This is a genomic window from Streptomyces sp. NPDC001056 (assembly GCF_053598955.1).
On sequence record NZ_JBSFLI010000014.1, the window covers coordinates 27070 to 54068 of the forward strand.

Genomic DNA, 26999 nt, shown 5'->3' on the forward strand with positions numbered 1-26999 from the left:
GGCGCACGTCGCGACGCCGACGCGAGGCGGTCACGTGACCCGCCGGACAGAACCTAGCGGCCACCGAGCCGAAGAGCCGGTTCACGCCGTTCGGCTTCTGCTCGGCCATCTGCCCACAGGGTGCGGACATGCGCCAGATGCCGGCGCATGCAGTTCTCCGCGTCCTGGCCCCGGCCGGCCACCAGCAGGTCGAGGAGCTCGATGTGCTCCTGGGCGGAGGCGGCCAGGCGTCCGGTCTCGTTCAGGCTGCCCAGTCCGAACAGACGTGACCGCTTGCGCAGGTCGGCCACCACCTGTACGAGGTGGTGGTTGCCGGCCAGGGCCAGCAGCGCGAGGTGAAACCGGTGATCGGATTCCAGGTACTTGAGCACGTCGTGCTCCTGGGCCGCCGTGACGATCTGCTGCGCCAGCGGACGCAGACTCTCCAACTGCTCGGCGCTCGCCGTCGCGGCGACCCGGCCGACGGTGGGGACCTCGATCAGGGTCCGGATCTCGGTGAACTCGTCGAGATCCCGCTCGGTCATCTCCGTGATACGGAAACCCTTGTTGCGCACCGCTTCGACCAGGCCCTCCCTGGCCAGGTCCAGCATGGCTTCGCGCACCGGGGTGGCGGAAACCCCCAGATCCGCCGCCAGGGTGGGGGCGGAGTAGATCACACCCGGACGGAGTTCGCCGGCTATCAGGGCTGCCCGGAGCGCGTCGGCGACCTGATCGCGCAGATGACTCTGGACGGCGATCGTCCGTGATTCGAGATGAGGCATCCGCGCTCCTCTGCGTGTCCAGCCCAAGGACCTCCCAATATACAATGTCACGTTGTTTTGGGATCGGACGGAGGCCGGGTGGCCGCGGAAGGAGCGCCTGGCCCGCCGGTCAGCGCAGGGACGCCATCCAGGTCTCCACATCGTCCGCGCTGCGCGGCAGGCCGGACGACAGGCACACGGCCCCGTCGTCCGTGATGACGAAGTCGTCCTCGATGCGCACGCCGATGCCGCGCAAGGACTCGGGGACGGTGAGGTCGTCGGGCTGGAAGTACAGCCCGGGTTCGACGGTGAGGACGTGACCGGCTTCGAGCACACCGTCCGCATACGTCTCGCCACGGGCACCGGCACAGTCGTGGCAGTCCAGCCCCAGCATGTGGCCCGAGCCGCACAGGGTGTACCGGCGGTACAGCTCGGACGGGGAGGTGGCGGCCGTCCTGCCGTGCGGTCCGAGGCCCCATGCGTCGAGTCCCTCGGCGATGACTTGCATGGCGGCGTCGTGGAAGTCGCCGTACCGTGCGCCGGGTCGCAGCGCGGCGATACCCGCCGACTGGGCCGCGAACACCAGGTCGTAGACGCGGCGCTGGACGTCGGTGAAGTGTCCGCTGACCGGCAGCGTCCGGGTGACGTCCCCGGTGTAGAAGGAGTCCGCCTCGACGCCCGCGTCCAGCAGGAGCAGGTCCCCGTCCCGCACGGGGCCGTCGTTGCGCATCCAGTGCAGGACGCAGGCGTGCGCGCCGGCCGCCGCGATGGTCTCGAAGCCCAGGCCGTGGCCCCCGAGCCGGGCGCGCCGGTTGAACGTGCCCTCGATCCAGCGTTCTCCCCGTGCGAGACGCGTGGCATGGCGCAGTTCACCGACGACATCGTGGAAGCCGGTGACCGTGCAGTCGACGGCCGCTCCCAGCTCGGCCACCTCCCAGTCGTCCTTGACCAGCCGGAGCTCCGAGAGGAAGGAGACCAGTTCGGCGTCGGCCCGGGGAACCGGCGCCACCAGCGCGTCGACGTGCGCGTCCGCACCGCGCAGCACACGGGTCGGGACGTTCCTGCCGAGGGCCTGCTCCAGATCGTCGCGGGCGGCGACCTCGATGCCGAGCGCGTCGGAGGTCTCCGACAGGGTGCGGCGCCGGCCGACCCAGAACTCGCCGTGCCGGCGGTCGCCGTAGAACTCCGCGCCGTTCGGTCCGTCACCGCGCGGTGACCGTGGCCGGGTGAACATGGTCACCGCGTGGCCGCTCCCCGTCGGTTCGAAGACCAGGACGCTGTCGGGGACCGCCGACGTACCCTGCTCGGCGGTGAGATGGACGAATGCCGAGTGAGGCCGGAACGTGTAGTCGAAGTCGTTGCTCCTGACCTTCAGTCCGCCCGACGGGACGACGACCCGTTCGCCGGGGAACCGCTCCGACACCGCCGAGCGCCGTTTCGCCGCCCACGCCGCTCCCGCCACGGCCGGCAGCCGCAGATCCGTTTCCGCCCATCCTGCTCGGAAGGGGCCGGTCACCGCTGCCGGTCCCTCACGACTGTCGCTGCCCGTGCCGGGCACGTTGCTCTGGTCTTCCATGGATTCCCTCTTGTGTCGTGATCCGGTGCCCAGTGACACGCACTGCGACACCCCTCGACCGCACCTCGGTAGGCGGCCGCCCGTGACCGGCCGCGCCCCGGTGGGGTGGGTGCGGCCGGAGGTCTCAGCTGCGCAGCCGGGCCATCCAGGCCTCCACCTCCTCCGCCTGGCGCGGCAGGCCGGCCGAGAGGTTCTCGTTGCCCTCCTCGGTCACCAGGATGTCGTCCTCGATCCGTACGCCGATGCCGCGATACCGCTCGGGAACGGTCAGGTCGTCCGACTGGAAGTAGAGGCCCGGCTCGACCGTGAGCACCATGCCCGGTTCCAGCGTGCCGTCCACGTACGTCTCCGTCCGGGCCTTGGCGCAGTCGTGGACGTCCAGGCCGAGCATGTGACCGGTGCCTGCCAGGGTCCAGCGGCGCTGGAGCCCGAGTTCGTACGCCTCTTGCGCCGACCGTTCCCCGAACAGGCCCCAGGCGCCCAGGTGTTCGGCCAGCACCCGCTGGGCGGCCTCGTGGAAGTCCCGGTAGGCGGCACCGGGCTTGACCGCGGCGATGCCGGCCTCCTGCGCCGCGTACACAGCCTGGTAGACCTCGCGTTGTACCGGGGTGAAACGGCCGTTGACGGGCAGGGTGCGGGTGACGTCGGCGGTGTAGAGACCGCGGGTCTCCACCCCGGCGTCGAGCAGCAGGAGATCCCCGGGAGAAGCCGCGCCGTCGTTGCGCACCCAGTGCAGAGTCGTGGCGTGAGATCCGGCCGCGCAGACCGACGCATAGCCGACGTCATTGCCCTCGACGCGTGCGCGCGTCCGGAACGTGCCCTCGATGAGCCGTTCCGAAGTCGGTGTGGTGGTGCCGAGCACGCGGACGACGTCCTCGAACCCCAGGGCGGTGGCCTCGCAGGCGGAACGCAGATCGGCGATCTCGAAATCGTCCTTGACGAGGCGCATCTCGGAAAGGAACGCCCGGAACTCGGCATCGTCTCCGGCTGTCACCTTGCCCGCGAGGGCGTCCTCGACGCCCGCGTCGTGACCTCGCAGCAGGCGGACGGGGCCGGTGGCCGCGCCGAGCCGGCCGGCCAGTGTGCGGACGTCGTGGCACGGCAGGCCGAGCCGCCGCTCGTTCTCGGCGAGACTGTCGCGGCGCCCGTCCCAGAGCTCACCGTGGTAGTCGAGCCAGAACTCGCCGTTGTCGCGGTCGGAACGCGGGAGCAGGTAGGCGATCGCCCGGTGTCCGCCGGACCGGTCGGGTTCCATCACCAGCACGGCATCCGGCGACTGGTCGCCGCTCAGGTAGACGTAGTCCGAGGACGGCCTGAAGGGGTAGGCCGTGTCGTTCGCGCGCACCTTCGGCCGGCCGGCCGGGACCACCAGCGTCTCGCCGGGGAAGCGGGCGGACAGCGCCTTTCTGCGGCGGGCGGTGTGCACCGCTTGCGCGATCGGTTCGACATCTCGGCGCTGGGTGTCGGCCCATCCCCGCCTCATGTTCTCGGCGAGTTCGGTGCTCACTCGGCGATACAAACCATTCTTGCGGTGCTTGTTCTCGTCCGTCTCCGTCGTCACCGTCACCTCCTTCATCGATTCGGGCATGGAAATCCCTGGCTGCGTATCGTGTCGGCCGGACACCGCGGAATCATGTCGCCGGGAAAAGACTCGAAAGCAGGCTTCTCCCCGCGGGGGTCACCGACCAACGCTCGGCTTCCGGCGGGGCGCTGCCGCCGTGAGGACGGGAAGGCTCTCCCGCACCGGGCGAAACGGCTACGGCTGCTGTCACAGCGGGAAGGACGGCCCAGCAGCGCGTTCCCGCGGCTGTGCGCTCGGTGTCCCGGAACAAGGACAGAGCCTGGACCAGGGCGAGGCCGCGGCCGAGCACGTCGCCCGACCCCGCCTGACCGGGCCGAGGCGCCGCGGAACCGCCGTGGCGGACTTCGACCACGAAAAGGCCCTGAGCCAGGGCCACCTCGACGGTTAGCGGACCGCTCGCATGCAGCAGGCCGTCGGTGAGCAGTTCCGCCACCACCACTTCCAGCCGAAAGGCCACCTCCTCGTCGCAAAGGGCACCCCACGACCTCGCTTCCGCCACGATGCGATGGCGGGCGTGGTGGACCGCGGCCGCCGTTGTCCGAAGAATGAGGCGGATTACGGTGCGAGGCATGGTGTCTCTCCTCGGAGTCGAGGCCGCTCCGTTCGTGACCGACTGGTACAGCCGCGGGAACACGGGTCTTCGGTGACGTGCGATGCGGTGAGCCGGCGCGAAAGGCGTCGTGGGCGGGCATCCTCCACCTTGCCGGAGCAGAGGCGCCGGTTGGAGACTTCCACGGCGGGCTCCGCGGGGACAACGGGCCGAGGCATAAGAGAACGAGCGGACCAGGCATAAGTCTTCCGGTGCGGGACACCACCGAGCCGCCGTACACACAGGCTCACCCGCATACTGGGTCCCTGTTTCCGCCACACAGCGAGGTGAACCGATGGAACTGGAGCTGCGCCATCTGCGTGTGCTCTGCGCGATCGCGGACTCCGGGAGCGTCGGGCGGGCGGCTGCCGCGCTCGGATTCACCCAGCCCGCGCTGAGTTCCCAACTACGGCGCATCGAGCGACTGCTCGGTGAAGGGCTGTTCGTGCGCGGCAGCACGGGTGTGGAACTGACGGCTTATGGTGCGGAGGTCGTGAGCCAGGCCCGCGAAGTACTGCTCCGGGCCGATGCTCTGGGCCGGCGCCGTACGGGTGGTCCGGCCGTGACAGCCGGCACGCTCCGGCTGGGCGTCACCAACACCCCCGTGGTGCCGGCCCTGCTGAACACCCTCCGCGATCTCTGCCCGGACCTCACGGTCTCCGTCTGCAGCGTGTACGCCACCGGTGAGCTCATCAGGCTCCTGGAGGCCGGTGAACTCGACGCCGCCTTGGGCGTCGACTATCCCGGGCTGCCGGTGCGGCACTCCCCGGCTCTGGCGCACCGCGCCATCACCACCGTCCCGATCTTCGTCGCGATGCCGGCCGGCCACCCGCTGGCGCACCGAGTGGAGGTACCGCTGGAGGAGTTGTCCGAGGACACCTGGTTCATCGCCTCCGATGACGGCGTGGGCTGGCCCGCCGCCTTCTACGACGCCTGCCGGGCCGCGGGTTTCGAACCCGCGAGCACACACGAGTTCCACGTGCCCGACCAGTTGCAGTCGATGATCGCCAAGGGCCTTGGCGTGACCACCGTTCAGCCCACCTTGCGCCCGGCCGACGGAGTTCTGGTCAGGCCGCTGGCCGGGGACCCACTGTGGCAGCGGCATCTGCTGGTCTGGCGCGCGGAGGCCGTGGCGGCACCGGTGGCAGAGGCTGTGCATCACCACGCCGTCCGCGTCTACCGAAACCTGCTGGCCCGCGCACCGCACCTGCAGAAATGGGTCGCACGCGCCTACACGACCGCGCGCTTGCCGGACGGGCTGAGCGCGTCCCTCCCGAGAACGCGCTGATCGGGAGGCGGGCGTGGATCTCGGGCACGTCGATCTCGAACCCGGCGAGGATTCCCCGTTCGATCGACTCCGAGCGTCCGAGTACGGCGGGTCATTACGCCTGGGCATGCCGGACCCGGCTGCGGACGCGACAGCCGCTGCCGGGAGTTGGTGTCGGTCGCGGTCGCGTAGTGCCGGTGCCTCGGTGTCCTCGGTGGCCGTGCCGCAGGAAAGCCGAACCGGTCCAGCGTGCCGGTGATCGAGATGCGCCTCGCGCGAACCGCCCCCAAGAATTGACGGAGGTATTGACGCCGACCGCAGAAAGGTGCCGATCATGCGCAGCAAGATCGTACGGGTTCTGGTCGCCAGCGTCGCCGCGGGCACACTCGCCGGAGGAGCAGCGATGGCCTCCACCGGGACAGCCCTGGCGGTGCCCGCGAACACCCACGCGACCGCCGCCCAGCATGCATCCACTCCTCGTCCGACGCCGAGCCACAAGAAGTGTCCCAAGGGTGAGCACTTCACCAAAGCCAACGGCAAGTGGGGCTGCCACAAGAAGTGACGGCCGGCTGCCACGCCGGGCGCCGGGTCTTTCCGGCGCCCGGCGCTCGCGCGCTTTCGCCACGGTGGACCCGCCGTGCGCTGGGTCGGTCCGGCAGTACGGAGTCGTACTTGTCCGCGCTTTGCAGGCGGGCGCCCTCGCCGGCTGACCTGGTGGGTGTGCCCCACGCCCAGCGGCCCTCCGTGGCGCGTGGCAACTGGTGCCGGCCTCGCCAGAGCGCGGGCCCTCGACCTGTGTCGGCGGCCTCGGCGCAGCTGACGGTGGTGTTCGGAACGAGGTGAGGGCCTGGGGACTCGTCCTGGGTATTCAGACGGGAACGCTCGACGTCTTGTTGTCCGCCTCGGAGGCCGCGGAGACGGAGCCGGACCGGCGGTGATCGGGCGGGAGGAACCGGTCGAGGCCCTGGCGGTCTCTGCGGCCGAGTCCAGCCGGTTCGCCGCGCCACCGCCGACGGCCGAAGGCGGGGTTGCCGTCGTCGGCCGACGGCGGGGCTGCCGGGGCTGACCTCGGCCTCCCGGTACCACCGCCGTCGGCCGACAGGCCCCGGCTCCTACGACGGTGTGACGGCCTCGCGCCCGCGGCCCAGCCGTTGGCGGATCAGCGCGATGACCACCACGCCCGCGGCCACCAGGGTGGACAGGACCACCTGGTCGCGGCCGCCGCCGTTGGCCGTGTCCGTCAGCATGTAGCCCAGGACGAACGTGATCAGGGCGATGGTGGCCCAGGTCAGGTAGGGGAAGAGCCACATCTTGACGATCAGCTTCTCCGGTGCCTCCCGCTGGAGGATCCTGCGCATCCGCAGCTGGGAGAAGCAGATCACCAGCCAGACGAACAGCGCGATCGCGCCGGAGGAGTTGAGCAGGAACTGGAAGACCGTGTCCGGCCACAGGTAGTTGAAGGCGACCGCGACGAAGCCGAAGACCACCGAGGCCAGGATGGCCGTGCGCGGCACGCCGCGTTGCGTGGTGCGGCCGAAGGCGGCCGGGGCGTCGTTGCGCCCGCCGAGGGAGAACGCCATCCGGGACGCGGTGTACAGACCGGAGTTGAGGCAGGACAGCACGGAGGTCAGCACGATGGCGTTCATGATCTGCGCGGCGTGCGGGATGCCGATGGAGCTCAGTGCGGCGACGTACGAGCCGTCCTTGAGGATCGCCGGGTCGTCCCAGCGCAGCAGCGACACCACGATCAGGATCGAGCCCAGGTAGAACACCGCGATCCGCCAGATCACGCTGTTGGTGGCCCGGGTGACCGCGCCCCGCGGGTCCTCGGACTCACCGGCCGCCAGCGTGACGATCTCGCTGCCCATGAAGGAGAAGACCACCATCAGGACACCGGTGAGGATCGCTCCCGGCCCGTGCGGCAAAAACCCGCCGTGCGCGGTCAGATTGGAGAAGCCGGTCGCCGGGTGGTCCGAGCCGGGCAGCAGGCCGAAGAGCGCGAGGGAGCCCAGCACGATGAACGCGGCGATGGCGACGACCTTGATGCCCGCGAACCAGAACTCGAACTCGCCGTAGGAGCCGACCGAGGCCAGGTTGCTGACGGTGAGGACGACCATGACGATCAGGGCCCAGCCCCATTGCGGGACCGCCGGGACCCAGCCTGCCAGGATCTTGGCGCCGGCGGTCGCCTCGACCGCGAGCACCACGACCCAGAAGAACCAGTACAGCCAGCCGATGGTGAATCCGGCCCAACGGCCCAGCGCGCGGTCCGCGTAGGCGGAGAACGAGCCCGACGTGGGGTTGGCGGCGGCCATTTCGCCGAGCATCCGCATGACGAGGACGACGAGGACGCCGACGAGCGCGTAGGAGATCAGGATGCCGGGGCCCGCGGCGGCGATACCGGAGCCGGAACCGACGAACAGGCCGGCGCCGATGACACCGCCGATCGCGATCATCGACAGGTGGCGGTTCTTCAGCCCGGCGCGCAGTCCGGGACCCGCGGCGGTGCTCTCGGTGGTGGTCACCGGGTCTGTGTCGGAGAGAGGGGGACGTGTGGTCATCTCGGCATCCATCCATGGAGGGGGTGCGGACGAGGGCATGCGTCAGCGGACCGGGGCGGGGGTGACCGCGCTGGTTCCGCCGAAGGGGGAGGGAGAAGGGGGAGAAGGGGACGGGTGTGGGAGTCGGACGCGTCGCAGGTCGCGGTCGCGGTTGCCGTGAGGGCATAGTGGGCCGCGACCTCGTGGCCCGTGTCCGCCAGGGCAGGCACGGGTGGCCGTGAGGAAAATAGTTCACGACGATCAGAAAAAACAAGAGGCGTCGGCCGGGCCTCTCCTCGTGGGCGCACGCCATCGGCACCGGCCCCCACGGCGCCCCCTCACGCACCCTCCAGGCCGGCCGTGAGGGGCGGCCGGGCGCCGAGGACTTCCGGGGGCTTGTCTTAAGTGTTCACCATGCCCTAATTTTTCAGCGACGCGGAACCACCTCGTCCGTCGTGGTTGCCGCGTCGTCTCCCGTGTTCCGGCCCCCGTGGGAGCCTCCTATGCACAACACCGCGGTGTGGTCGCGAGAACCACCGCTGATCCGGCCTCGGCCATCCCTGCCGCTGCGCCTCGCGCGGGCCTCCCGGGTCGCCGCCTACCTGCTCGTCCGAGACGGGGTGGGCGTCGGAAAACCGGTCCGGGCCGCCCGCCGGAGTGAGAGCGACCCCTGAATCCCGGGGCCCTGGCCGGACGGCGCCGCGGGCCCTGACCCCGCTCAGCGGGCCGTTAGGGTGGCGTCGTGGTGAATGCAGCGGGCAAGTTCGGACCCTACAACCAGCCGGGCCCGGCCAGCCCGGCGCCGGTCGCCGGGGTACGGGACACCCGTGCCCTGCCCGGCAGGGGCCAGACCGGATCGGAACTCGTCCGCTCACGGATTGCGCTGCGGGTGCGCCTGAAGTCCGTGTCACCGGGGGACCGGTTGCCGGATGCCGGCGTCCTCGCCGAGGAGTTGGGGATCGGTGAGATCACCGTGCGCCGCGCGCTGGAGGGGATGTGCCAGGACGGTCTGCTCGACCGCCGGCGAGGGCGGGCGGGCGGCACCTTCGTCGCGCCGGGCTGGGACACGGTCGTCGCCCTGATGCACGACCCCGACGAGGCGGCGTCACTGGACGCCTTCCATCTGCTGCTCGAATGCGGTCTCGTGGCGCGCGGCGCGGGCGAGGTCCAGGCAGGTCGACTCGACGGGTTGCAGGCGCTGGTCGACGAGATGGCCCTGGCCGAGGACCCGGCACGCCTCCTCGAACTGGAGACGCGCTTCCACCTCGACCTCGCGGAGGTGCTCGGCGGCGCCGGTATCCGCGAGTTCGCCGCCGACCTGCTGGGGCGGCTGTGCCTGGTGCTGCCCGCTCCGGAACCCGCGGTGGTACGGGCCCGGAACCGCTGCCACGCCGACCTGCTCACCGAGCTCGGCCGCGGCGCGATGGACCCGGCCGTGCGGGCGGTGAAAGCACATCAGCATGCCCGCCCGAGCTGACGCCCCTCGCGTCGGCCCGAATGCCGACGACCCCGCGCATCCCTTGCGCCGCCACACTGGAGAAGGAGCTGCCGCCATGACTGACCCCGGAGCCGTCGGGCCGCCGCCGACGTCGGGCCCCGTCGGTGGCACGCCCCAGCGCCTGCGCGGCGGCGTTCTCGGCATGGCGGACATCGCCGCCGCCACGATGGCCAACGTCGGCCCGGCCATGAGCTTCTTCTTCGGCTTCGCGTTCCTCGCCACCACCGCGGGTGTCGCCTCCCCGCTGACCATCGTCGCCGCGGGCATCGCGGTCGCGCTGCTGGGCAACACGCTCGCCGAGTTCTCCCGGGCGCACCCCTCCGCGGGCAGCTTCATCACCTTCGTCGGCAAGTCCTTCGGGCCGGTCAGCGCGGTGACCACGGCCCTGCTGGCCGGGCTGGGCTACATCATCGCGATGGCCTCCGTCATCGCGATCTCGGGTGGGTTCGTGCAGATCACCCTGCACCACTACACCGGCATCGACCTGCCGTGGATCATCTGGACGCTGCTGCTGACGGGGCTGTCGGTGGTGCTGATGCTGCGCGGGGTGGTGGTCTCCACGAAGTGGGCCGGCTACTTCTTCGTCGTGGAGATGCTGGTGCTGGTCGTCGTCTCGGTCGCGGCGATCGTCGAACACCGCGGCAACCTCTCCGCCGACCCGTTCCTGCCCGGCCACATCAGCCACGGTCTCAGCGGTCTCGCCGCGGGCTTCCCGCTGGCGGTGTACCTGTTCATCGGCTGGGAGAACTCGGCGGCGCTGGCCGAGGAGACGGAGAACCCGCGGCGCAACGTCGGCCGCGCCGTGTTCTTCTCCATCGCGATCATGACCGTGAGCTACATCCTCTTCTCCTACGCCACGGTGACCGGCTTCGACTACGACCTGGCCAGACTCGGCCACGCTCGTATCCCCTTCATCGACGTCGCCCACGACACGCTCGGAGCGCTGGCCTTCGTCGCCTACATCGGGGGCCTGACCTCCACCCTCGGCGCACTGATCGCCGGCATCAACTCCCAGGCGCGCCTGGTGTTCAACGCCGGACGCGAGGGGCTGCTCCCGTCCTTCTTCGGCTACGTGCACCCCACGCGGCGTACCCCGACCAACGCGATCGTCACCTTCGCGGCCACCTCGCTGCTCATCATCGGAGGCTGGGGCCTGGGCCATCTGCTCAGTGCCGAGGGCGGCCCGATGAACCCCGTGGTCTTCTTCACCGAGTCCTCCAGCCTGGGCTCCATCCTGATCCTGATGGTCTACCTCGCGTCCAACATCGCCCTGCCGCTGTACTACCGCAGGTACCGCCCGCAGGAGTTCCGGACGGTCCGGCACCTGGTGCTGCCCGGGATCGGGGCCCTGGCCATCCTGGTTCCGCTCTACTACCTCGCCAAGCCCGGACAACCCGCGCCGTACAGCTGGTTCCCCATCGCGGCGCTGGCCGCCCTGCTCGGCGCCATCGGCTACGCCACGCTGCTGGTCCGCCGCGACCCGAGCCTGGCCGAACGCGTCGGCTCCGTCGTCGCCGACGCGGATTGAGTCCTCCCCCCCGGCGGGAGGGGGTTGCCGGCTCCGCAGCCGCGCCACCGGCGAGCGCGCCTACCACAGCTGCGGCGAAATCCAGCGGCTGCTCATCACCCTCGTCGTCCAGCCCGTCCAGGATGCCGTTCTCGAACCTGGCGCCCGTGCGGACCAGGGGCGCCGGCTGGGATCCGGTGATCACCCGTCATCGGGTCCGGGCAGGGTATTGAGGGGCCGGGTCAGCCCAGCCCCGGCAGGCTGCGTAGTTCACCGATTCGCAGAAGCCGAGCGAGGAGGAGGTACAGCAGCGCCATCGCGATACCGCCTGCGGTCAGTGAGACGGCCGGCGTCCAGGAGGCGGACGCCAGGCCGTGACCGCAGGAACGGGCGATGAGCCAGCCGGCGGCCCCGGCGCCGGTGGCGGCCGCAGTCAACTTGGCGTAGGTGCGGCAGATTCGCCTGCCGTCGAGGAGTCCTTCGGTGCGCCGCCTGAGCCGCAGTGCCGTGAGCAGCAGTCCGATGGCGTAGGACAGGGCATAGGCGGCGGCCATCCCGGTGACCGCCCACCGGGGGGACAGCAGCAGATGGCAGGCCACGGCCAGAGCGATGTCGATGCCGCTGATCCACAGCGCCATGCGGAACGGTGTGCGGGTGTCCGCGAAGGCGTAGAAGCCTCGCAGCAGGAGGTACTGCGCGGAGAACGGGATCAGCCCCAGGCCGAAGGCCTGAAGCATGTGGCCCAGCGGGACGGTTCCCGCGGCGTCGGTGGCTCCGTGGGCGAACAGCAGCTGCGCGATCCGCGGGCCGAAGGCGACGAAGAAGAACGCCGCCGGGACGATGACGACGCCGCTGACGCGGAGCGCGCGGGAAAGATCGGTGCGCAGGTCGTCGAGACGGTGCTCGGTCACTGCCCGGCTCATGCGCGGGAGGAGCGCGGTGACGAGGGAGACCGTGACGATCGACTGGGGAAGCGTCCATATCTGCTGGGCGTAGCTGTAGGCGGTGTAGCCGACCCCGCCGTTGGGCAGGTCGGCGTCCGCGGCGGAGGCCAAGCGGGTGACCACGGTGCTCGCCACCAGGTTGGCGAGGACGAACAGCAAGGTCCAGCGCGCTGCGCTCACGCTCTCGCGCAGGCCGGCGCCCCGCCAGTCGAAACGCGGTCGCAGCCGGAAGCCGGCGGCGTGGGCGTACGGAAGCAGGGCGAGTGCCTGGAGGGCCAGGGCGAGGGTGGTTCCGATTCCGAGCAGCCTGACCTGGGCCCCGGTGATGTCCGAGACCTTCTCCGGGACAGTCATCATGCCGAGGTACAGGCCGAACATCGTGATCAGCACGATGTTGTTCAGGACCGGGGTCCACATCATCGCCCCGAACCGGTCCCGCGCGTTGAGGACCTGCCCGAAGATGCTGAACACGCCGTAGAAGAAGATCTGCGGGAGCAGAAAGCGGGCGAAGACCACGGTCAGCTCGAACGCGTCGTGGGTGGCGGGCGTGTCGTGCTGGTAGACGCTGATGATCTCGGGAGCGGCCCAGGTGGCCAGCGCGCTGCCGACGCCCAGGACACACAGTACGAGGGTGACCAGGCGCTGTTCGAACGCGGCCCCGCCATCGGGATCCTCCGCCCGGGCACGGACCAGTTGGGGAACCAGGACGGAGTTCAGCGCGCCGCCGATCAGCAGGAAGTACAAGCTGGTCGGCACCGTGTTGGCCTGGTTGTAGGTGGTGGCCAGCAGCCCGGTGCCCAATGCCGCGGCCTGCAACACCTGCCGGACCAGTCCGGTGGCGCGCGAGACCACCGTTCCCGCGGCCATCAGCGCGGACGACCTCAGCACACCACCGGCCTCGGCCCTCCTGGGGGCGGCGTGCTTCCTGTGCCTCACGCTCGCGCGCTCTAACTTCTCGGGCGACGTCTCCTCGATCATGGGCACAATCTACGGTCCGAGACCCCGCCGGTTCGCAGGGCCCGTAAGCGTCAGGGAAGTCGGCCCAACGACGTCGTGGTCACCGGAGGAGAGACCGGCAGGCGGCGGACGCACCGTTCCAGCGCTCTTCCAGGTGCTTGGCACCACCCCCGGTCCGGGGCCTGGGCCCACTGCCTCACCGGCGACCGAGGAGGAGGGAGCACGACATGCTGCGGGACAGCGGGCGGCTCCACCGCTTTCCCGAGGGCGCGGCGGTCGGCGAGCCGGTGTTCGTCCCGCGGCGCGGGGCACGGGACGAGGACGACGGTTACGTTCTGTCGTACGTGAACGACCCCGACCGCGGCGCGACCGACCTGGTGATCCTCTCGGCCCAGGACTTCGGCGGCCACCCGCCGGCCCGCGTTCACCTGCCGGGCCGGGTACCGCTGGGGTTCCACGGGAGCTGGATCGCGGACGCCTGACCGCCCGGGAGCCCGGACCGGGTCCGTGCCCTCGCGCCGCAGCGCGACGATCAGCTTGCCGGTCTGACATGGGCTCGTCCCGGAGAAGGAGTCCCTCCGGGACGGCTCGGGCACCGTGGTCGACGGGATCTTTCCCGTGAGGTCTGGCCCGGGAGCCCGCCACTACGGGGGGCGCGACTCCCGGTGTCAGACGAGCGGCACGTCCAGGACGGCCCTGTGGTGGCTGAAGGTGGCGATGGAGTGGCGGCCGTGGTAGTTGCCCATGCCGCTCGGGCCGACGCCGCCGAACGGCAACTCGGGGACGGCGAGATGGGAGATGGGCAGGCCGAAGTTGAGCGCCCCGGAGGACGTCTCGGCGGCCAGCCGCTCGCGCGTGGTGCCGTTCTCCGTGAACGCGTACAGGGCGAGGGGCTTGTCGCGCTCGTTGATGAAGGCTATGGCCTCGTCCAGGCCGTCCACGGTCAGGATGGGCAGGACGGGGCCGAAGATCTCCTCCCGCATCACCGGCGCGCTCGGCTCCACGTCGGCGAGCACGGTGGGCGCGATGTACCGGTCGGCGCGGTCGTGCGTGCCGCCGACGACCGTGCGCCCCGAGTCCAGGAGCGCTGCCAGGCGGTCGAAGTGGCGCTCGTTGACGATGCGCCCGTACAGCTCCGACGACTGTGGGTCGTCGCCGAAGAGCCGCCCGATCGCGGCGGGGAGGGCCGCCTCCAGGGCGCGGGCGGTGTCCGGGTCGGTGAGGACGTAGTCGGGGGCGACGCAGGTCTGCCCGGCGTTGGCGAACTTGGTCTGCGCCAGCCGGGCGGCGGTCACCGCCACATCGGCGTCCCGGTCGACGAACACCGGGGACTTGCCGCCCAGTTCGAGGGTGACCGGCGTGAGGTGCTCGGCGGCTGCCTTCATCACGATGCGGCCGACCGTGCCGTTGCCGGTGTAGAAGACGTGGTCGAAGCTCTGGGCCAGCAGGGCGGTGGTCTCCGGGACGCCGCCCTCCACGACGGCCACGGCGTCGTCGTCCAGGTACCGCGGCAGCAGCCGTGCCATCAGCGCCGAGGTGGCGGGGGACAGCTCGCTCGGTTTGGCGACCACCGCGTTGCCCGCGGCCAGCGCGCCGACGACGGGCACCAGCAGCAGGTTGACGGGGTAGTTCCAGGCGGAGATCACCAGGGCGACGCCCAACGGCTCGTACTGGGTATGGGCCGTGGTGCCCTCGGGGAAGCGGCCCGCGGGGACGGCCGCGGGCCGCGGGCGCAGCCAGTCCGCCAGGTGTTCCAGGCAGTGGTCGATCTCGGCGACGGTGCTGCCGATCTCCATGGCGTCGGCCTCGGCGCGGCTCTTGCGCAGATCGGCGTGGAGGGCGGCGGCGATGTCCTCGCCGTTCTCGGTCAGCAGCGCGCGCAGCCGGGAGAGCTGCTCCCTGCGCCAGGCGAGGGGCTTGGTGCGCCCGGTGCGGAAGGTGGCGCGCAGACGGCCGACGAGGGCGGCGGCGTGTTCCGCGGTGAAGCCGGTGCTCCGGGGGGCGGCGGTCGCGGCGGTAGCGGTGGTGGTCACGGTCGGTCCTGTTCTTCTGAGAAGTGGGGTGAGAGGAGGTGTGCGACGAGGGGACGCCCGGGTTGCGGCTTCGAGCCGGTGCGCCGTACGGCCGCGAGGTGGTCTACGGACGCGGATCAGCGGTCGGTCTGCTCGGCGGCTCCGCCGAGCAGACCGGCGACCAGCGCGTCCACCGCCGGGGGGAGGAGGTGTTCGCCGCCGGGTACGGACTCCAGGCCGAGTACGAGGGCGATGCCGATGTCGGCCGCTTCGGCGGCATCGACGGCAGAGGCATCCTCGCCGACGGCGCCCGCCGCCGCGGTTCCCGGGTCCCGGAGCCCCGACTCGGTGAAGACGCCGATCAGCAGCGCGCGCAGATCGGCGGTGAAGCGGTGGCAGATGTCGCCGAACAACCGGGCCTTCTCGTCGAGGAGTTCGGCGGTGTGCGGCGAGTCCCCGGCCAGCTCCAGCACCAGGGCGAGCTTGGCCTCCAGCACGCCGCGTACCCGGGTCGCGGGCGGGGCGTCGGCGGCCGCGGCCCGCCGGGCCCGCTCCAGCGCCCGGTCGTGCAGGCGCTCGGCGAGCCGGCGGAACGCGTCGTCCTTGCCCCGGACGTACTGGTAGACCGCTGACCGGGACACGCTCATGGCGCCGGCGATGTCGTCCACCGTGGTGCGCCGCACGCCGTACCGGGTGAGGCAGTCGTACGTGGCGTCCAGTACCTCCGTGAGCCGGTCAGGGGCCATGCCTGTTCAGCCCAGGGCCTTGGCCAGCTCCGCCGCGAGCGGGCCGGAGGAGGCCGGGTTCTGGCCGGTGTAGAGGTTGCGGTCGACCACGACGTTCGGGGTCCAGGGCTCCGCCTCCACGTAGTCGACGCCCAGCTCGGTCAGCCGGTCCTGGAGCAGCCACTTGGCCTTCTCGGCGAAGCCCGCCTGCCGCTCCTCCTCGTTGCTGAAGCCGGTCAGCCGGTAGCCCGCGAACGGCGAGGTACCGTCCTCGCCGGCGGTGGCCAGCAGCGCGGCCGGCGCGTGGCAGACCACGCCCAGCGGCCGGCCGGACTCCAGGGTGCGGCTCAGCACGGCGGCGGAGTCGGCGTTGACGGCCAGATCCTCCATCGGGCCGTGGCCGCCCGGGTAGAAGACCGCGTCGTAGCCGTCCGGGTCCACCTCCTCCAGCTTCACGGGCCGCCGCAGCTCGCTGAGCGATTCCAGCGCCTTCGCGACCCTCTCGGCGCCCTCCTGGCCGCCATTCGTCTCGGGCGCGAGGCTCGCCCGGTCGACGACGGGTACGACGCCGCCCGGGGTGGCGACGGTGATCTCGTGCCCGGCCGCGGTGAACACCTCGTAAGGGGCCACGGCCTCCTCGGCCCAGAAGCCGGTCGGGTGCCGGGTGCCGTCGGCCAGGGTCCAGTGGTCGACGCCGGTCATCACGAACAGGATCTTCGCCATGGTGGTGCTCTCTTTCGGGTAGACGGTCCGGTGCTCCGGCGCCCGGGGACGCCGGGGCTCCCGGTCCCGGATGGCCGGGCAGTCCCCGGCTCCGGGCGTCGGAGCTCTGACGTTCTGACGTTCTGACGTTCCGGACCGAGAACGTCAGAGCGACGACGTCTTCGACCGTAGGCCGCCCCCGCTCACCATTACCAATAGGATCGGCAACATGAGCGATAGGGAATCCGATGGCAGATAGGGAATCCGACGGCCTGCCGGGGCCGCGGGCGGAGTCTCGGCAACCCGCCCCAGCGCCCCTGAACCTCTCCCTCTTGCGCACCTTCCTGGCCGTGCACCGGACCGGTTCCTACACGGCCGCCGCACCGCTGCTCGGCCTCTCCCAGCCCACCGTGACCACCCAGATCCGCTCGCTGGAGCACCACCTCGGCCGGCAGCTCTTCGAGCGTGAGCCACGCGGGGTGACGGCCACCCCCTACGCCGACGAGTTGGCCGAGCAGGTGGCGGGCCCCATCGACGCCCTGGCGGCCGTCGCCGAGCGCACACCGCTGCGGGAAGGCGTACCGGCTCCGCCGGTGCATCTGGCCGGGCCGGCCGACTTCCTCGGCTCCTGCGCCCTGCGCGTCCTGGCCCCGCTTGTCGCGGACGGCGTACGGCTGCGGGTCACCACCGGGCTCTCCGAGGATCTGCTGGAGGGACTGCGCGCGGGCCGCCACGATCTGGTGATCTCCGCCCGTCGGCCGCGTGGGCGTGCCCTGACCGCCGTGCCGTTGGCGGACGAGGAGTTCGTCCTCGTCGCGTCACCGGAGTGGGCCGAGCAGATCGGCCCGGACCGGGTTGCCGCCGAGGGCCCGGCGGCCCTGTGCGGGGTGCCGCTGGTGACGTACGCGGAGGACCTGCCCATCGCCCGCCGCTACTGGCGGCATGTCTTCGGGCGGCGACTGACCACGCAGGCCGCGCTCACCATGCCGGATCTGCGCGGGGTCCTCTCCGCGGTGAGCGCGGGCGCGGGCGTCACCGTGCTGCCCGGTTATCTCTGCCGGGCGGAGCTGGCCTCGGGGGCGCTGGTCCCGCTGCTCACCCCCGAGGACCCACCGATCAACACGGCCTACCTGGTGGAGCGCCCCGGTACCGCGGACAACCCGCATGTGGCGCTGGTCCGCGACCATCTGCTGCGGGAGGCACGCACGTGGTGACCGGGCAGCGGCGCACCGCGATGCGCGGCGCACCCCGTGGCTTGGCGTCGGCCGCGGGAAGCCGTACGGCCCTCTGACCCGTGAGCCCTGGACCAGACCCGGAACCGGCGGTGGGCGGCCGACTTCGAGATTCCGAGGCAGGGAGGCGGAGGCACAGCCCGCCATAAGCCGCCGCGCCAGGCTCCGAGTCCCGTGGACCGGGGCAAGCCGGTCCGGGACGCACGTCCCGTCGGACGCGAACGGCCTTGTCCGCCATGGCGATCGACTGCCCCTGTCGACGGGAACTCGGCCGACTCGCAGGAAGGCGTGATCGCCAGGCGGCCCGCGGGTCAGCGGGCGGGCACGGTCTTCGGAGGACCGACCTTTTTGATCATATGGTGATGTATCAACTTTGGTCATTTGTGGTGAGGTTCAGGCCAAGGTGGCTCCTCTCGGCGGCTGGAGGAGACAGCCGCCACCTGTACGGGGACAATGCTCCGACACGGGACGGGGGGCGTCATGAGTGCTGCCGAAGACGGGACCGAACGCGCGGGCCGGGACGACCGGGACGGCCGGAGCGGCCAGGCGGACCCGCAGGGCTCGGGAGGGCCGGGGGACCCGGGGGACAAGGCCGCGGGGGAACTGGCACTGCGCGTCTTCAGCGGGGAGGAGCGCTGGGGCTGGGAGTTCGTCCAGCCGCCGGAGCCGCCCGTCCACCGCGACGCGCAAAACCCGCCCGTGTACAGAGAGCCCTCCGACGCCGAGGTGCGTTCCATGCAGGAGCGGGCCATGAGCGGCCGCAAGACCTCCGGCTTCGGCTGCCTGACCCTGATCGCGGCCGGCGTGGCGTTCGTGGCCGCGGGCGCCGCCGCAGCGATCGTCGTCGTGGTCCTCGTCCTCGCCGCGAGCGCCGCGACCTCGCCCAACGCCAGGCTGCGGGCCGCCGAACGCCGCCTCAAGGCGGAACGGGAACGCGCCAAGCGCGACTACGAGGCCCGCCGGAAGTCCTGGCAGGACCGGCTCGCCGCCCACCGCGCCGAGCACCTGCGCCACAACGAGACACTGGACACCTGGTACCCGATCTCCCTCACCTCCGGGCCCAGCCGGATCGACGTCTTCGGCGGCACGGGAAACGGCTGGGCCAGCCTCCTCGCCACACTGGGCGGACCACTCCTCTCCGGCGGTCGGTCGCTCGTCGTCCTCGACCTCACCCAGCAGGCCGTGGCCCTGGAGCTGGCCGGGCTCGCCGCCCAGCGCGGCGTCACCGTCGGCCACGTACCCATGCCCGGTGCCCTTCTCGGCATGGACCTGCGCGCGGAGTTCACCTCGGAGGAACTGGCGGAGACACTGGCCGAAGCCCTGGGGACGATGCGCCCGCCCGGCGCGGACATCGACCTCCACACCATCGACGTGGACGTGATCCAGACCGTCACCGACCTCCTCGAAGGACCGGTGACCTTCTCCCGCCTCGCCGCCGGACTCCGCGTCCTGCTCCGCGTGTACGACGTCGACCCGCAGGCACCGGGCGCGCTGAGCCGCTCCGAGATCGAGTCCATCACCCAGGCCATCGACCTCATCGGTCAGGGCGAGCGCGTACAGAACGAGCTCCGCTACGTACGGGCTCAGACGGAACTGCTGACGAAGGCGGAGGCGGCCGACGCGCCCGACACCTCCGCGTCGGCCTGGTGGAAGCCCGGCTGCCTCACTGTCGTCACGACCGAGGACCCCGTCCAGCGGCGCAAGGACCTTACCGACCGCTTCGTCTTCTTCCGGCTGCTCCACACACTGCGCAAGCGCGCGGTCACCCCCGGCTCGGGCACGCTCGTCGTGGCGGGCGCCGACCACCTGGGCCGCGAGGCCCTCGAAACGATGGCACGCCAGGCACGGACCGCGGGAGTGCGGCTCGTCTTCCTCCTGGAACACCTGCGGGAGGCCGCGGTCCAGGTCGCCGGCGGGTCCGACAGCGCGACGGTGTTCATGCGCCTGGGCAACGGCGAGGAGGCCAAGGCCGCCGCGCAGTTCATCGGGCAGGAACACAAGTTCCTGGTGAACCAGCTGACCCGGCAGGTCGGAGAAACCCTTACCGAGGGGCGCGGCACCAGCTACGGCTACCAGCGAGGCGTGTCCGACACCTCGGGCTCCAACCGGGGCGGCGGTATCGGGTCGGGCAGCAGCTGGGGGACTTCCAGCTCCTTCTCCACCTCGCTCTCGCGCAGCTGGCAGGACTCCACCAACACCTCGACCGCCCGGTCGACGACGACCGGCGAGAACCTCAGCCGTGTCTACGAGTTCACGGTCGAGCCCACCCAGTTGCAGGCCCTGCCCGTGACCGGACTGGTCCTCGTCGAGGCGGGTCCGGGCGGCCGCCGCGTGGTCTTCGGGGACTGCAACCCGGGGATCAACTTCCTGCCGCGGCTGTCCGCGCGACCGCGCCCGAGCCTGCCGTGACACCGGCCGCCGGTTCCCAGGCCGGGCCCGCGGAACTCGCGGCGTACCGCTTCCACCGGCTGCTCACCGTGCCCCGCCGTCCGGAGGACCCCCGCACCGAGGACCGCACGGCCGCCCAGCTGACCGCGGCGGTGACGGCGGCCCATGCCGTGCTCGGCCACCACGGCGCAGGCCGGCCGACGGGCCTCGCCGCCGCGTGGGTACGCCCCGGCCCGCACCGGCCGATGCACTTCCTCGTGGGCGGGACCCCGTTCTTCCCGCCCGCCGGGGAGCAGCGCCACGGCGTGGCCGAGCGCCCGCTGCGCTACCCGCCCGGCGCGACGGCCCGGGACCTCCCGCCCGGCGAGGCCGCCGCGCTGCTGGAGCGTATGCCGTACTGGCTGCCCTGCCTCGGCGCCCACGACGCCCTGCGCATGGGCGACGACGAGCGCGCCCTGCCCACGGAACGCCGCGGATCGTTCGATGACGCCGTCGCCCACCTCCCGGACGCCTTCGCGTGGCTGCTCCTGGCCGAACCCCTCCCGCACGAGCGGCTGGAACAGGAGCGGTCCACGCTGTCCGTACAACTGCCCCGGCTGCGCCAGCGGGAGAACTCCGCGGCCGACCGGGTGGCCGCCGAACGGGCCGAGGCCCGCTACCGGGAGCTGACGAGGGCGCTCGCCACCGGGGTGTGGAGCGTACGCCTGCTGGTCGGCGCCGAGCGGCCCGAGTCGGCGCTCGCCTCGGCGGCACTGCTGTGCGGTTCGGGGGACCTGGACGATCTGCCGTACGTCCTCGTGCCGACCCGGCGCACCGTGCCGCTCGTCGAGGCGCTGACCGCGGTCACCCCGGCCGCCGCCGGATCCGGACCGCCGGGAGCAACCCCCTTCATCGCCCCCGCGGAACTCGTGGCGGCGCTCGCCCGGCCGCCGGGGCGGGAACTCCCGGGCATCCGCACGGTGGCGCCGAACCGTTTCGACGTCACCTCCGACGACACGGCGCAGGCCACGGCCACCGACGGCTTCCTGATCGGTGACATCCTGGACGTGTCGCTGTCGGCCGCGGGCCGGCTCCACGTGTCACGCTCGACCCTCAACCGGCACGCCTTCGTCTGCGGAGCCACCGGTTCGGGCAAGTCCCAGACCGTACGGAGCCTGCTCAGCGCCCTGTCCACGCACGAGCGGCCCGTCCCCTGGCTGGTCCTCGAACCGGCCAAGGCCGAGTATGCCCGCATGGCCGGGCGGCTCGGCGCGGCGGGCGGACCGGAGGGTGCCCGACGGGTCACCGTGATCCGGCCGGGAGACGTGGACGTCCCGCCCGCCTCCCTCAACCCGCTGGAGCCGGAGCCCGGTTTCCCGTTGCAGAGCCATGTGGACCTCGTACGGGCCCTCTTCCTGGCGGCCTTCGAGGGACACGAGCCCTTCCCGCAGGTCCTGGCCAGGGCACTCTCCCAGTGCTATACGGACGCCGGTTGGGACCTCGTGACCGGCGAGCCGCGCCCCGCCCACAAGCCGAAATACGTACTGGACGAGCCCGACGTGCCCCGGACCGCCGCCTACCCCACCCTCGGCGAACTCCAGGCGACCGCCCGCCAGGTCGTCGAGATGATCGGGTACGGCAAGGAGGTCACCGCCGACGTACGGGGCTTCGTCGACGTCCGCATGGGCTCGCTGCGGGAAGGCACACCGGGCCGGTTCTTCGAGGGTGGCCACCCGCTGGACATCGTCGGCCTGCTCTCCGGGAACGTGGTCCTCGAACTCGAAACGATCACGAACGACCAGGACAAGGCCTTCCTCATCGGGGCCGTGCTCATCCGCCTCGTCGAACACCTGCGGGTCCACCACGGTGGGGGAGGGGTCCCGCTGCGCCACGTGCTCGTCGTGGAGGAGGCGCACCGGCTGCTCAAGAACGTCGAGGACGGCCCGGCTGCCGCCGCCGTCGAACTGTTCGCGTCGCTCCTCGCGGAGATCCGGGCGTACGGCGAAGGCGTCGTCATCGTCGAACAGATCCCCAGCAAGATCCTCCCGGACGTCGTCAAGAACAGCGCGCTGAAGATGATGCACAGGCTTCCGGCGGAGGACGACCGCCGGTCCGTGGGCGCCACGATGAACCTCCAGCAGGAGCAGAGCGAGAACGTCGTCGCGCTGCCGCCGGGGCACGCGGCCGTGGCCTCCGACGGCATGGACCGGCCCGTCCTGACGGCGATCCCGCACGGCGAACACGACGAGAGCACGGAGGGGGCGTCCGGAGAACCGCCGTTGCTCGGCAGCCGCAGCCGCCTCTGCGGGGCCTCCTGCCGCAGCAAACCCTGCACTCTGCGCACCATGAACGACTCCCACCACCGCTCCATGGAGCCGCTCCACCTGATCTGGGTGGAAGCGGCCGCCTGCGCCCAGGCGATGGGCATGGCCGCGCCCGGTCCGGCCGCGAGCGTCCGGGCGGCACTGACGGCGCTCGAAGCACGTGATCTGGAGTGCACCCTCGTGTACGCGGCGGAGCGCGCCGTCTCCGCGCGGGCCGCCCTGATGCGCGACGAGGTCGACCCTGCGGACTTCGCGGAGCGCCTGCACGCCCTACTGTCCGCCGAACTCCTGGGCACGGAGCCGCCGCCCGCCGCGGACCGGCGCCGCCACACGTACGCCAACTACCGCTTCAGGGACGTGCTGGAAGCCATCCAACGGGCCCGGAAGGCCGCCCCGGACGGGCCTCACAGCTATCCGGAACACGAGGCGGAATGGGCGTCCCGCGGCCTCGTCCTGACCGGAACCTCCGGCGCCGACCACCGCCTCCAGGTCCGCGCCCTGCCGGGTTACGGTCCGGAGAAGGTCCACGCCCGGATCGGCGACGTGGAGCGCAGCGGGTTGCGTGACGCGGTCACGGCGGTGACGGGCGGCACGACGGAGGAACACGTGCGACGGGCCTTCGCCCTGGCCTGCGGGGAGGGACCGCGTCTGCGCGCGGTGGTGGCGGAGACGGCGGCACGAGTGGCGCGGACATGCGCCGGGGAAGCGAGGGCCCGCTGATGAGCGAACTCGGCGGCGTGGTCCCCGACGCCCCACCACCCCCTCCGCCGCCCCCACCTCCGACGGACGCGCGGGCACCCGGGGACGGAGACGCACCGGACGGGCCCGACGAGAACACCGGGGCGCCGCAGGAGGCCGGCCAGGAGGGGGCGGACGACGCCCGGGACGGCGACGCCCCGGGGCTCGGCCCCGAGTCCGACGAGCCGCTGCCGCCCGCCCGGGAAACCCCGCAGGACGGCGACCCCCCGGGGGACGAGCCTGATCCCACGGGGCCGCCGGAGGAGACCCCGCCGGGCCCGGACCGCCCCGAGCCGGGCCCGGAGCCTGAGCAGGCACCGGACCCGGAGACCGAGCCCGAATCTGACACGGCCCCCGAATCTGAGCAAAAACCGGAACCGGAGCCGGAGCCCGAACCTGAGCCCGAGCGGGAGGCGGAGCCGGAGGGGGAACCTGGACCTGAGCCCGAGCGGGAGGCGGAGCCGGAGGGGGAATCTGGACCTGAGCCCGAGCCGGAGGGGGAATCTGGACCTGAGCCCGAGCCGGAGGGGGAATCTGGACCTGAGCCCGAGCGGGAGGCGAAGCTGGACACGGGGCACGAACCCGACCCGCAGGCCGAAGCCGCCCCGGAGCCACAGCCCAAGGCCGAGTCCGAGACCGAAGAGGAAGCGGGACGGGGGCCCGAAGCCGGCAGCCAGGCAGTGGAGGACGCGCCCGACAGCACTCGACCGGGCGACTCGGCGGATGCCCGCTCCGGGTCGCCCGACCAGGCCGGGACCACGGACGAGGAGGGTGACAGTCCGGATCACCCGTCCGTCGGGCCCGCCCGGCCTGAACCGTCGGACGTGCCCGACCAGGACGACCCGCGGCAGCGGGACACGGCAACGGAGGAGCCGGGGCAAACCACGGACCGGGGCCCGGATCCGGACCGCCAGGAACCGTCCGGGACCGACGCCTCGGACGGCCGCACGTCTGCGAGTCCGGTCGACGAGGCCGGCGAGGCCATGGGGTCGGCGGCCGAGGCCGGGGTCAGGGTCGTTTCAGCCGTGGCCGGGGCCGCCGCGGATCTTGTGGGGCAGGCCACGAACGCCTTCGACGAGGCTGCCGGACGACTGGCCTTCGAGGCCCAGGCCGATGCCGTCCGCGCAGGGGCCCCCGGTGATGGGCGGCCGGACACGCGAGCGGACGCCGTGCCGCCCGCGAAGGGCGCCACGCCGGACGGCGAGTGGGAGGACGGGGACCCTCCGGCGGCACGCACGGAGGAGTACGAGCAGGCGGGGGTGGTCGCGCAGGAGCGCCCCAATCCGTGGCTCAACCCTGGTCGTCCGCCGACGGAAGCGGCGGCGGGCGGTGGGAACGCCGAGGGGCCTCCGGACGGTCCGAGCGGTCCCGGCGCCCCTGACGACCCGGGTGAAGCGAACCATCCGGACGACCCCGGTGATCCGGACGACTCCGACGACGGAGGTGCGTCGGGCGGCCACCCGTGGCGCCGGTTCTTCCGTCCCGAGTCCGCCGGATCCGGCGGGCCCGACGTCGGCGGCACCCCTGCCGACCCCGGTGCACCGCCCCGCGACGACAGGGACGGGGATGACGAGGATCGGACCGACGTCGAGAGGAGGGAAGTCGAGATCGGCGGGCTTGAACTCGAACCGGATGTCGAGCGCATGCGCGGGGCCGCCGCGGCCCGAGCCATGGAAACCCAACAGGCGGACGAGGCCGCGCGGGAGGGCCGGGACCGGGAGGGAACCGGCCGGGAACGGGGAGGCCGGTCGGGAACGGATCAGGAGCGCGACGCACCGCGGGAACCGCGTGCGGGGGATCCGGAGGTGGCGCGCGCTGCGGAGATCGCCGCGCAGGGTCTTTCGAACGTTCGCGACGTGAATCGGGCCGCTGTGAACCGGGTACGCGGCGTGCCCGACGTGACGCCGGAGGTCGTGCAGGCCCTGCAACGGAACCTGGAACAGCGACGGGGACCGGGTCTCGGGAAGGACATGGGGCTGGGGTGAACGCGGGGGCTTTCGGAAGGGCCGCGGTTGCCCGAGGTGGCGGCATGCGCCGACGCGAGAGGGAACGTTCATGAGTGAAATCAGCGACGTCTCCGACGTGCCGCCGCCTACGCCGCCGCCGCCTCCTTCGTTCGACTCGGGGGCGGTCGGCGACGGGGACGTGCCGGAGGAGGACGACGCGGGCGCCGGTACGCAGGACGTTGGACAGGCGGGAACGGACGACGCGGATGACGGCGACGTCCCGGAGCCCGAGCGCACGACAGACGTACCGGCCACTGGTGCGGACGAACTGACGGACGGCGACGTCGACGTGCGCGAGGCGAGTGCGGAACGGTCCGCGGCCGAACCGGCGTCGGCTGGTCGGCAGCCTCCGGACGACAGCGAGCCGCTACGACCGGTGGCCGCCGCGGAACCGCCCGACAAGCCGGACCCGGTGGTGGCCGAGGAGCAGCGGGAAGAACCAGGGCTTCCTGACAACCAGGCCGCGTCGGAAACGACGGCTGCCGAGAACTCCCCAGCGCCGGCGGACCACTTGGACCCGCTCCTGAAGTCGGAGTCAGGTGACCCGGAGCCGAGTCTGGAGTCGGAGTCGAGCGACCCGGTGCCGAGTCTGGAGTCGGAGTCGAGCGACCCGGTGCCGAGTCTGGAGTCGGAGTCGAGTCCCGAGCCCGGGACTACCCCCGCCGACCCGGTGGGCGGCCCGTTCCCGGCTCGGGAGGCGGCCGAACGCCCCGAGCGGATAGAGGCAGCGGACGAGGTGCAGGGCGGCGCGGATGAGCCGTCCGCCGGAACGGCGAGTCCCGAACGGCCGGTTGGCCCCGAGGAAGAGCCGACGCCCCTCGAACAGGCCGACACACAGCGGCCTGCCGCCCCGGAAGCGAGTACGGATATGCTCCCGGACCCGGACCGTGCGGAGGCGGGTGAAACCGACGAGGCCCGCGGCGCCGACACCGTTCCCGTGTCGGACGAGCCCGACGCAGGGCCCGCCGACGAGGCAGAGCCTGCCGAGGAATCGGATCGACCGGCGGAAGCCCGACTCGGTGGAGAAGTCGGCGAGTCGTCGGAGGCCGGGAACTCCGGTCAAGTCGCCGACGGCGCGGAGTCCGGCGCGGCGACGGGCGCCACGGGGGACTCCCGGCTGGAAGAAAAAAGTGAGAACGCCGCAACGGGACGGGTCGGCGATGACGCCCGGCTTCAGGAACCCCAAGACGGTATCTCTCAGGGAGATTCGGGGCAGCGGCCACCTCTGACTGTTCAGGAAAGAATACGCCAGGCGGTCGGAGCCGGAAGGAACTGGGCGAACGACACTTATCTCGGGCGCCGGTTGACAGGACGGCCCATGGAGCCCTGGAAGAGCAACCGCGCCCTGCACCGGAGTCTGAACGGTGCGCGCCCGCCGGAAAACGCGGTGGTCGCCGACCTGGAGGAACTCGGGCGAGGAAACGGCACCATCGGGTACAAGGACGTCAACGCGAAGCGCCGGTCGGACGACGATCTGATCAATTCTGTCTTTGCCCCTCGCGATGGACAGTACATATCGACCTATGTCGGGAATCCGGGCGTGATCGGGCAAGGAAACCACAGGGCCGAGGAACTGTTGAAGCGTGCCAAGGATCCGGACAACGAAAACATCGAAATGAACACACCGATATTCATCCACCGCGTCGGGGAAACGGAGGCAGGAAAGGAGACGGGGTCGAAGGGGCAGGCGTGA

Annotated in this window: 18 protein-coding genes and 1 pseudogene; 10 read left to right on the top strand and 9 right to left on the bottom strand. The window is 71.7% G+C overall.

Translation table 11 applies throughout. The annotated features are described in order from the left end of the window. Positions 1–53: 53 nt before the first annotated feature. The 4 genes from ACWDD7_RS18315 to ACWDD7_RS18330 all read right to left on the bottom strand — a co-directional run bounded on the left by ACWDD7_RS18315 (position 54) and on the right by ACWDD7_RS18330 (position 4469). On the bottom strand, positions 54–761 hold the full coding sequence (locus ACWDD7_RS18315) for a GntR family transcriptional regulator (protein ID WP_450458053.1): 708 nt from the start codon (positions 759–761) through the stop codon (positions 54–56). A 109-nt stretch (positions 762–870) separates the two neighbouring features. Continuing rightward, entirely contained in the window at positions 871–2316 is a 1446-nt protein-coding gene (locus ACWDD7_RS18320) for an aminopeptidase P family protein (RefSeq protein ID WP_351877101.1), read from the bottom strand. A gap of 124 nt (positions 2317–2440) precedes the next feature. After that, the gene (locus tag ACWDD7_RS18325; RefSeq protein ID WP_450458054.1) at positions 2441–3904 is read right to left on the bottom strand and encodes an aminopeptidase P family protein; all 1464 of its coding nucleotides are present in this window, start codon (positions 3902–3904) and stop codon (positions 2441–2443) included. Positions 3905–3947: 43 nt separating this feature from the next. After that, a complete protein-coding gene (locus tag ACWDD7_RS18330) occupies positions 3948–4469 on the bottom strand; it encodes an ATP-binding protein (RefSeq protein WP_450458055.1) in 522 nt (173 codons plus the stop codon). Between the two features lie 313 nt (positions 4470–4782). Here ACWDD7_RS18330 and ACWDD7_RS18335 point away from each other — a divergent pair, with 313 nt between their 5' ends. Together ACWDD7_RS18335 and ACWDD7_RS18340 are read left to right on the top strand one after the other, a co-directional pair. Next, on the top strand, positions 4783–5775 hold the full coding sequence (locus ACWDD7_RS18335) for a LysR family transcriptional regulator (protein ID WP_450458056.1): 993 nt from the start codon (positions 4783–4785) through the stop codon (positions 5773–5775). Between the two features lie 313 nt (positions 5776–6088). Beyond that, positions 6089–6316 carry a hypothetical protein gene (locus ACWDD7_RS18340; RefSeq protein WP_450458057.1) on the top strand — a complete coding sequence of 76 codons (228 nt, stop codon included), beginning with the start codon at positions 6089–6091 and terminating at the stop codon, positions 6314–6316. A 550-nt stretch (positions 6317–6866) separates the two neighbouring features. On the opposite strand, the gene ACWDD7_RS18345 is transcribed toward ACWDD7_RS18340, so the two are convergent. Then, complete coding sequence (locus ACWDD7_RS18345) at positions 6867–8315, bottom strand: amino acid permease (RefSeq protein WP_450458059.1); 1449 nt, start codon at positions 8313–8315, stop codon at positions 6867–6869. A gap of 721 nt (positions 8316–9036) precedes the next feature. On the opposite strand from ACWDD7_RS18345, the gene ACWDD7_RS18350 reads away from it, so the two are divergent. Together ACWDD7_RS18350 and ACWDD7_RS18355 are read left to right on the top strand one after the other, a co-directional pair. Next, positions 9037–9771: a FadR/GntR family transcriptional regulator gene (locus ACWDD7_RS18350; RefSeq protein ID WP_351880101.1), complete on the top strand. Its 735-nt coding sequence runs from the start codon at positions 9037–9039 to the stop codon at positions 9769–9771. A gap of 76 nt (positions 9772–9847) precedes the next feature. Continuing rightward, entirely contained in the window at positions 9848–11320 is a 1473-nt protein-coding gene (locus tag ACWDD7_RS18355; protein WP_450458060.1) for an APC family permease, read from the top strand. A 221-nt stretch (positions 11321–11541) separates the two neighbouring features. On the opposite strand, the gene murJ is transcribed toward ACWDD7_RS18355, so the two are convergent. Then, positions 11542–13221 carry a murein biosynthesis integral membrane protein MurJ gene (murJ, locus tag ACWDD7_RS18360; RefSeq protein WP_450458061.1) on the bottom strand — a complete coding sequence of 560 codons (1680 nt, stop codon included), beginning with the start codon at positions 13219–13221 and terminating at the stop codon, positions 11542–11544. A 197-nt stretch (positions 13222–13418) separates the two neighbouring features. On the opposite strand from murJ, the pseudogene ACWDD7_RS18365 reads away from it, so the two are divergent. Continuing rightward, positions 13419–13682, top strand: a pseudogene (locus ACWDD7_RS18365) (carotenoid oxygenase family protein); the annotation flags it as partial. 186 nt (positions 13683–13868) lie between these two features. Here the strand turns inward: ACWDD7_RS18365 and ACWDD7_RS18370 are convergent. From ACWDD7_RS18370 to ACWDD7_RS18380, 3 genes are all read right to left on the bottom strand, one after another. After that, positions 13869–15233 carry an aldehyde dehydrogenase family protein gene (locus ACWDD7_RS18370; RefSeq protein ID WP_450458062.1) on the bottom strand — a complete coding sequence of 455 codons (1365 nt, stop codon included), beginning with the start codon at positions 15231–15233 and terminating at the stop codon, positions 13869–13871. Between the two features lie 116 nt (positions 15234–15349). Beyond that, positions 15350–15958: a TetR/AcrR family transcriptional regulator gene (locus tag ACWDD7_RS18375; RefSeq protein WP_450458064.1), complete on the bottom strand. Its 609-nt coding sequence runs from the start codon at positions 15956–15958 to the stop codon at positions 15350–15352. Positions 15959–15964: 6 nt separating this feature from the next. Continuing rightward, positions 15965–16660, bottom strand: a complete 696-nt coding sequence (locus tag ACWDD7_RS18380) for a type 1 glutamine amidotransferase domain-containing protein (protein WP_450458065.1) — start codon at positions 16658–16660, stop codon at positions 15965–15967. Positions 16661–16887: 227 nt separating this feature from the next. Here ACWDD7_RS18380 and ACWDD7_RS18385 point away from each other — a divergent pair, with 227 nt between their 5' ends. From ACWDD7_RS18385 to ACWDD7_RS18405, 5 genes are all read left to right on the top strand, one after another. After that, positions 16888–17853, top strand: coding sequence for a LysR family transcriptional regulator (locus tag ACWDD7_RS18385; protein WP_450458066.1), 966 nt, complete (start codon positions 16888–16890; stop codon positions 17851–17853). 498 nt (positions 17854–18351) lie between these two features. Next, positions 18352–20280, top strand: coding sequence for a hypothetical protein (locus ACWDD7_RS18390; RefSeq protein ID WP_450458067.1), 1929 nt, complete (start codon positions 18352–18354; stop codon positions 20278–20280). Then, on the top strand, positions 20277–23282 hold the full coding sequence (locus tag ACWDD7_RS18395) for an ATP-binding protein (protein ID WP_450458068.1): 3006 nt from the start codon (positions 20277–20279) through the stop codon (positions 23280–23282). Before ACWDD7_RS18390 ends, ACWDD7_RS18395 begins: the two co-directional genes overlap by 4 nt. A gap of 842 nt (positions 23283–24124) precedes the next feature. Continuing rightward, positions 24125–25285, top strand: a complete 1161-nt coding sequence (locus ACWDD7_RS18400) for a hypothetical protein (RefSeq protein WP_450458069.1) — start codon at positions 24125–24127, stop codon at positions 25283–25285. Positions 25286–25355: 70 nt separating this feature from the next. After that, positions 25356–26999, top strand: a complete 1644-nt coding sequence (locus ACWDD7_RS18405) for a hypothetical protein (protein ID WP_450458070.1) — start codon at positions 25356–25358, stop codon at positions 26997–26999.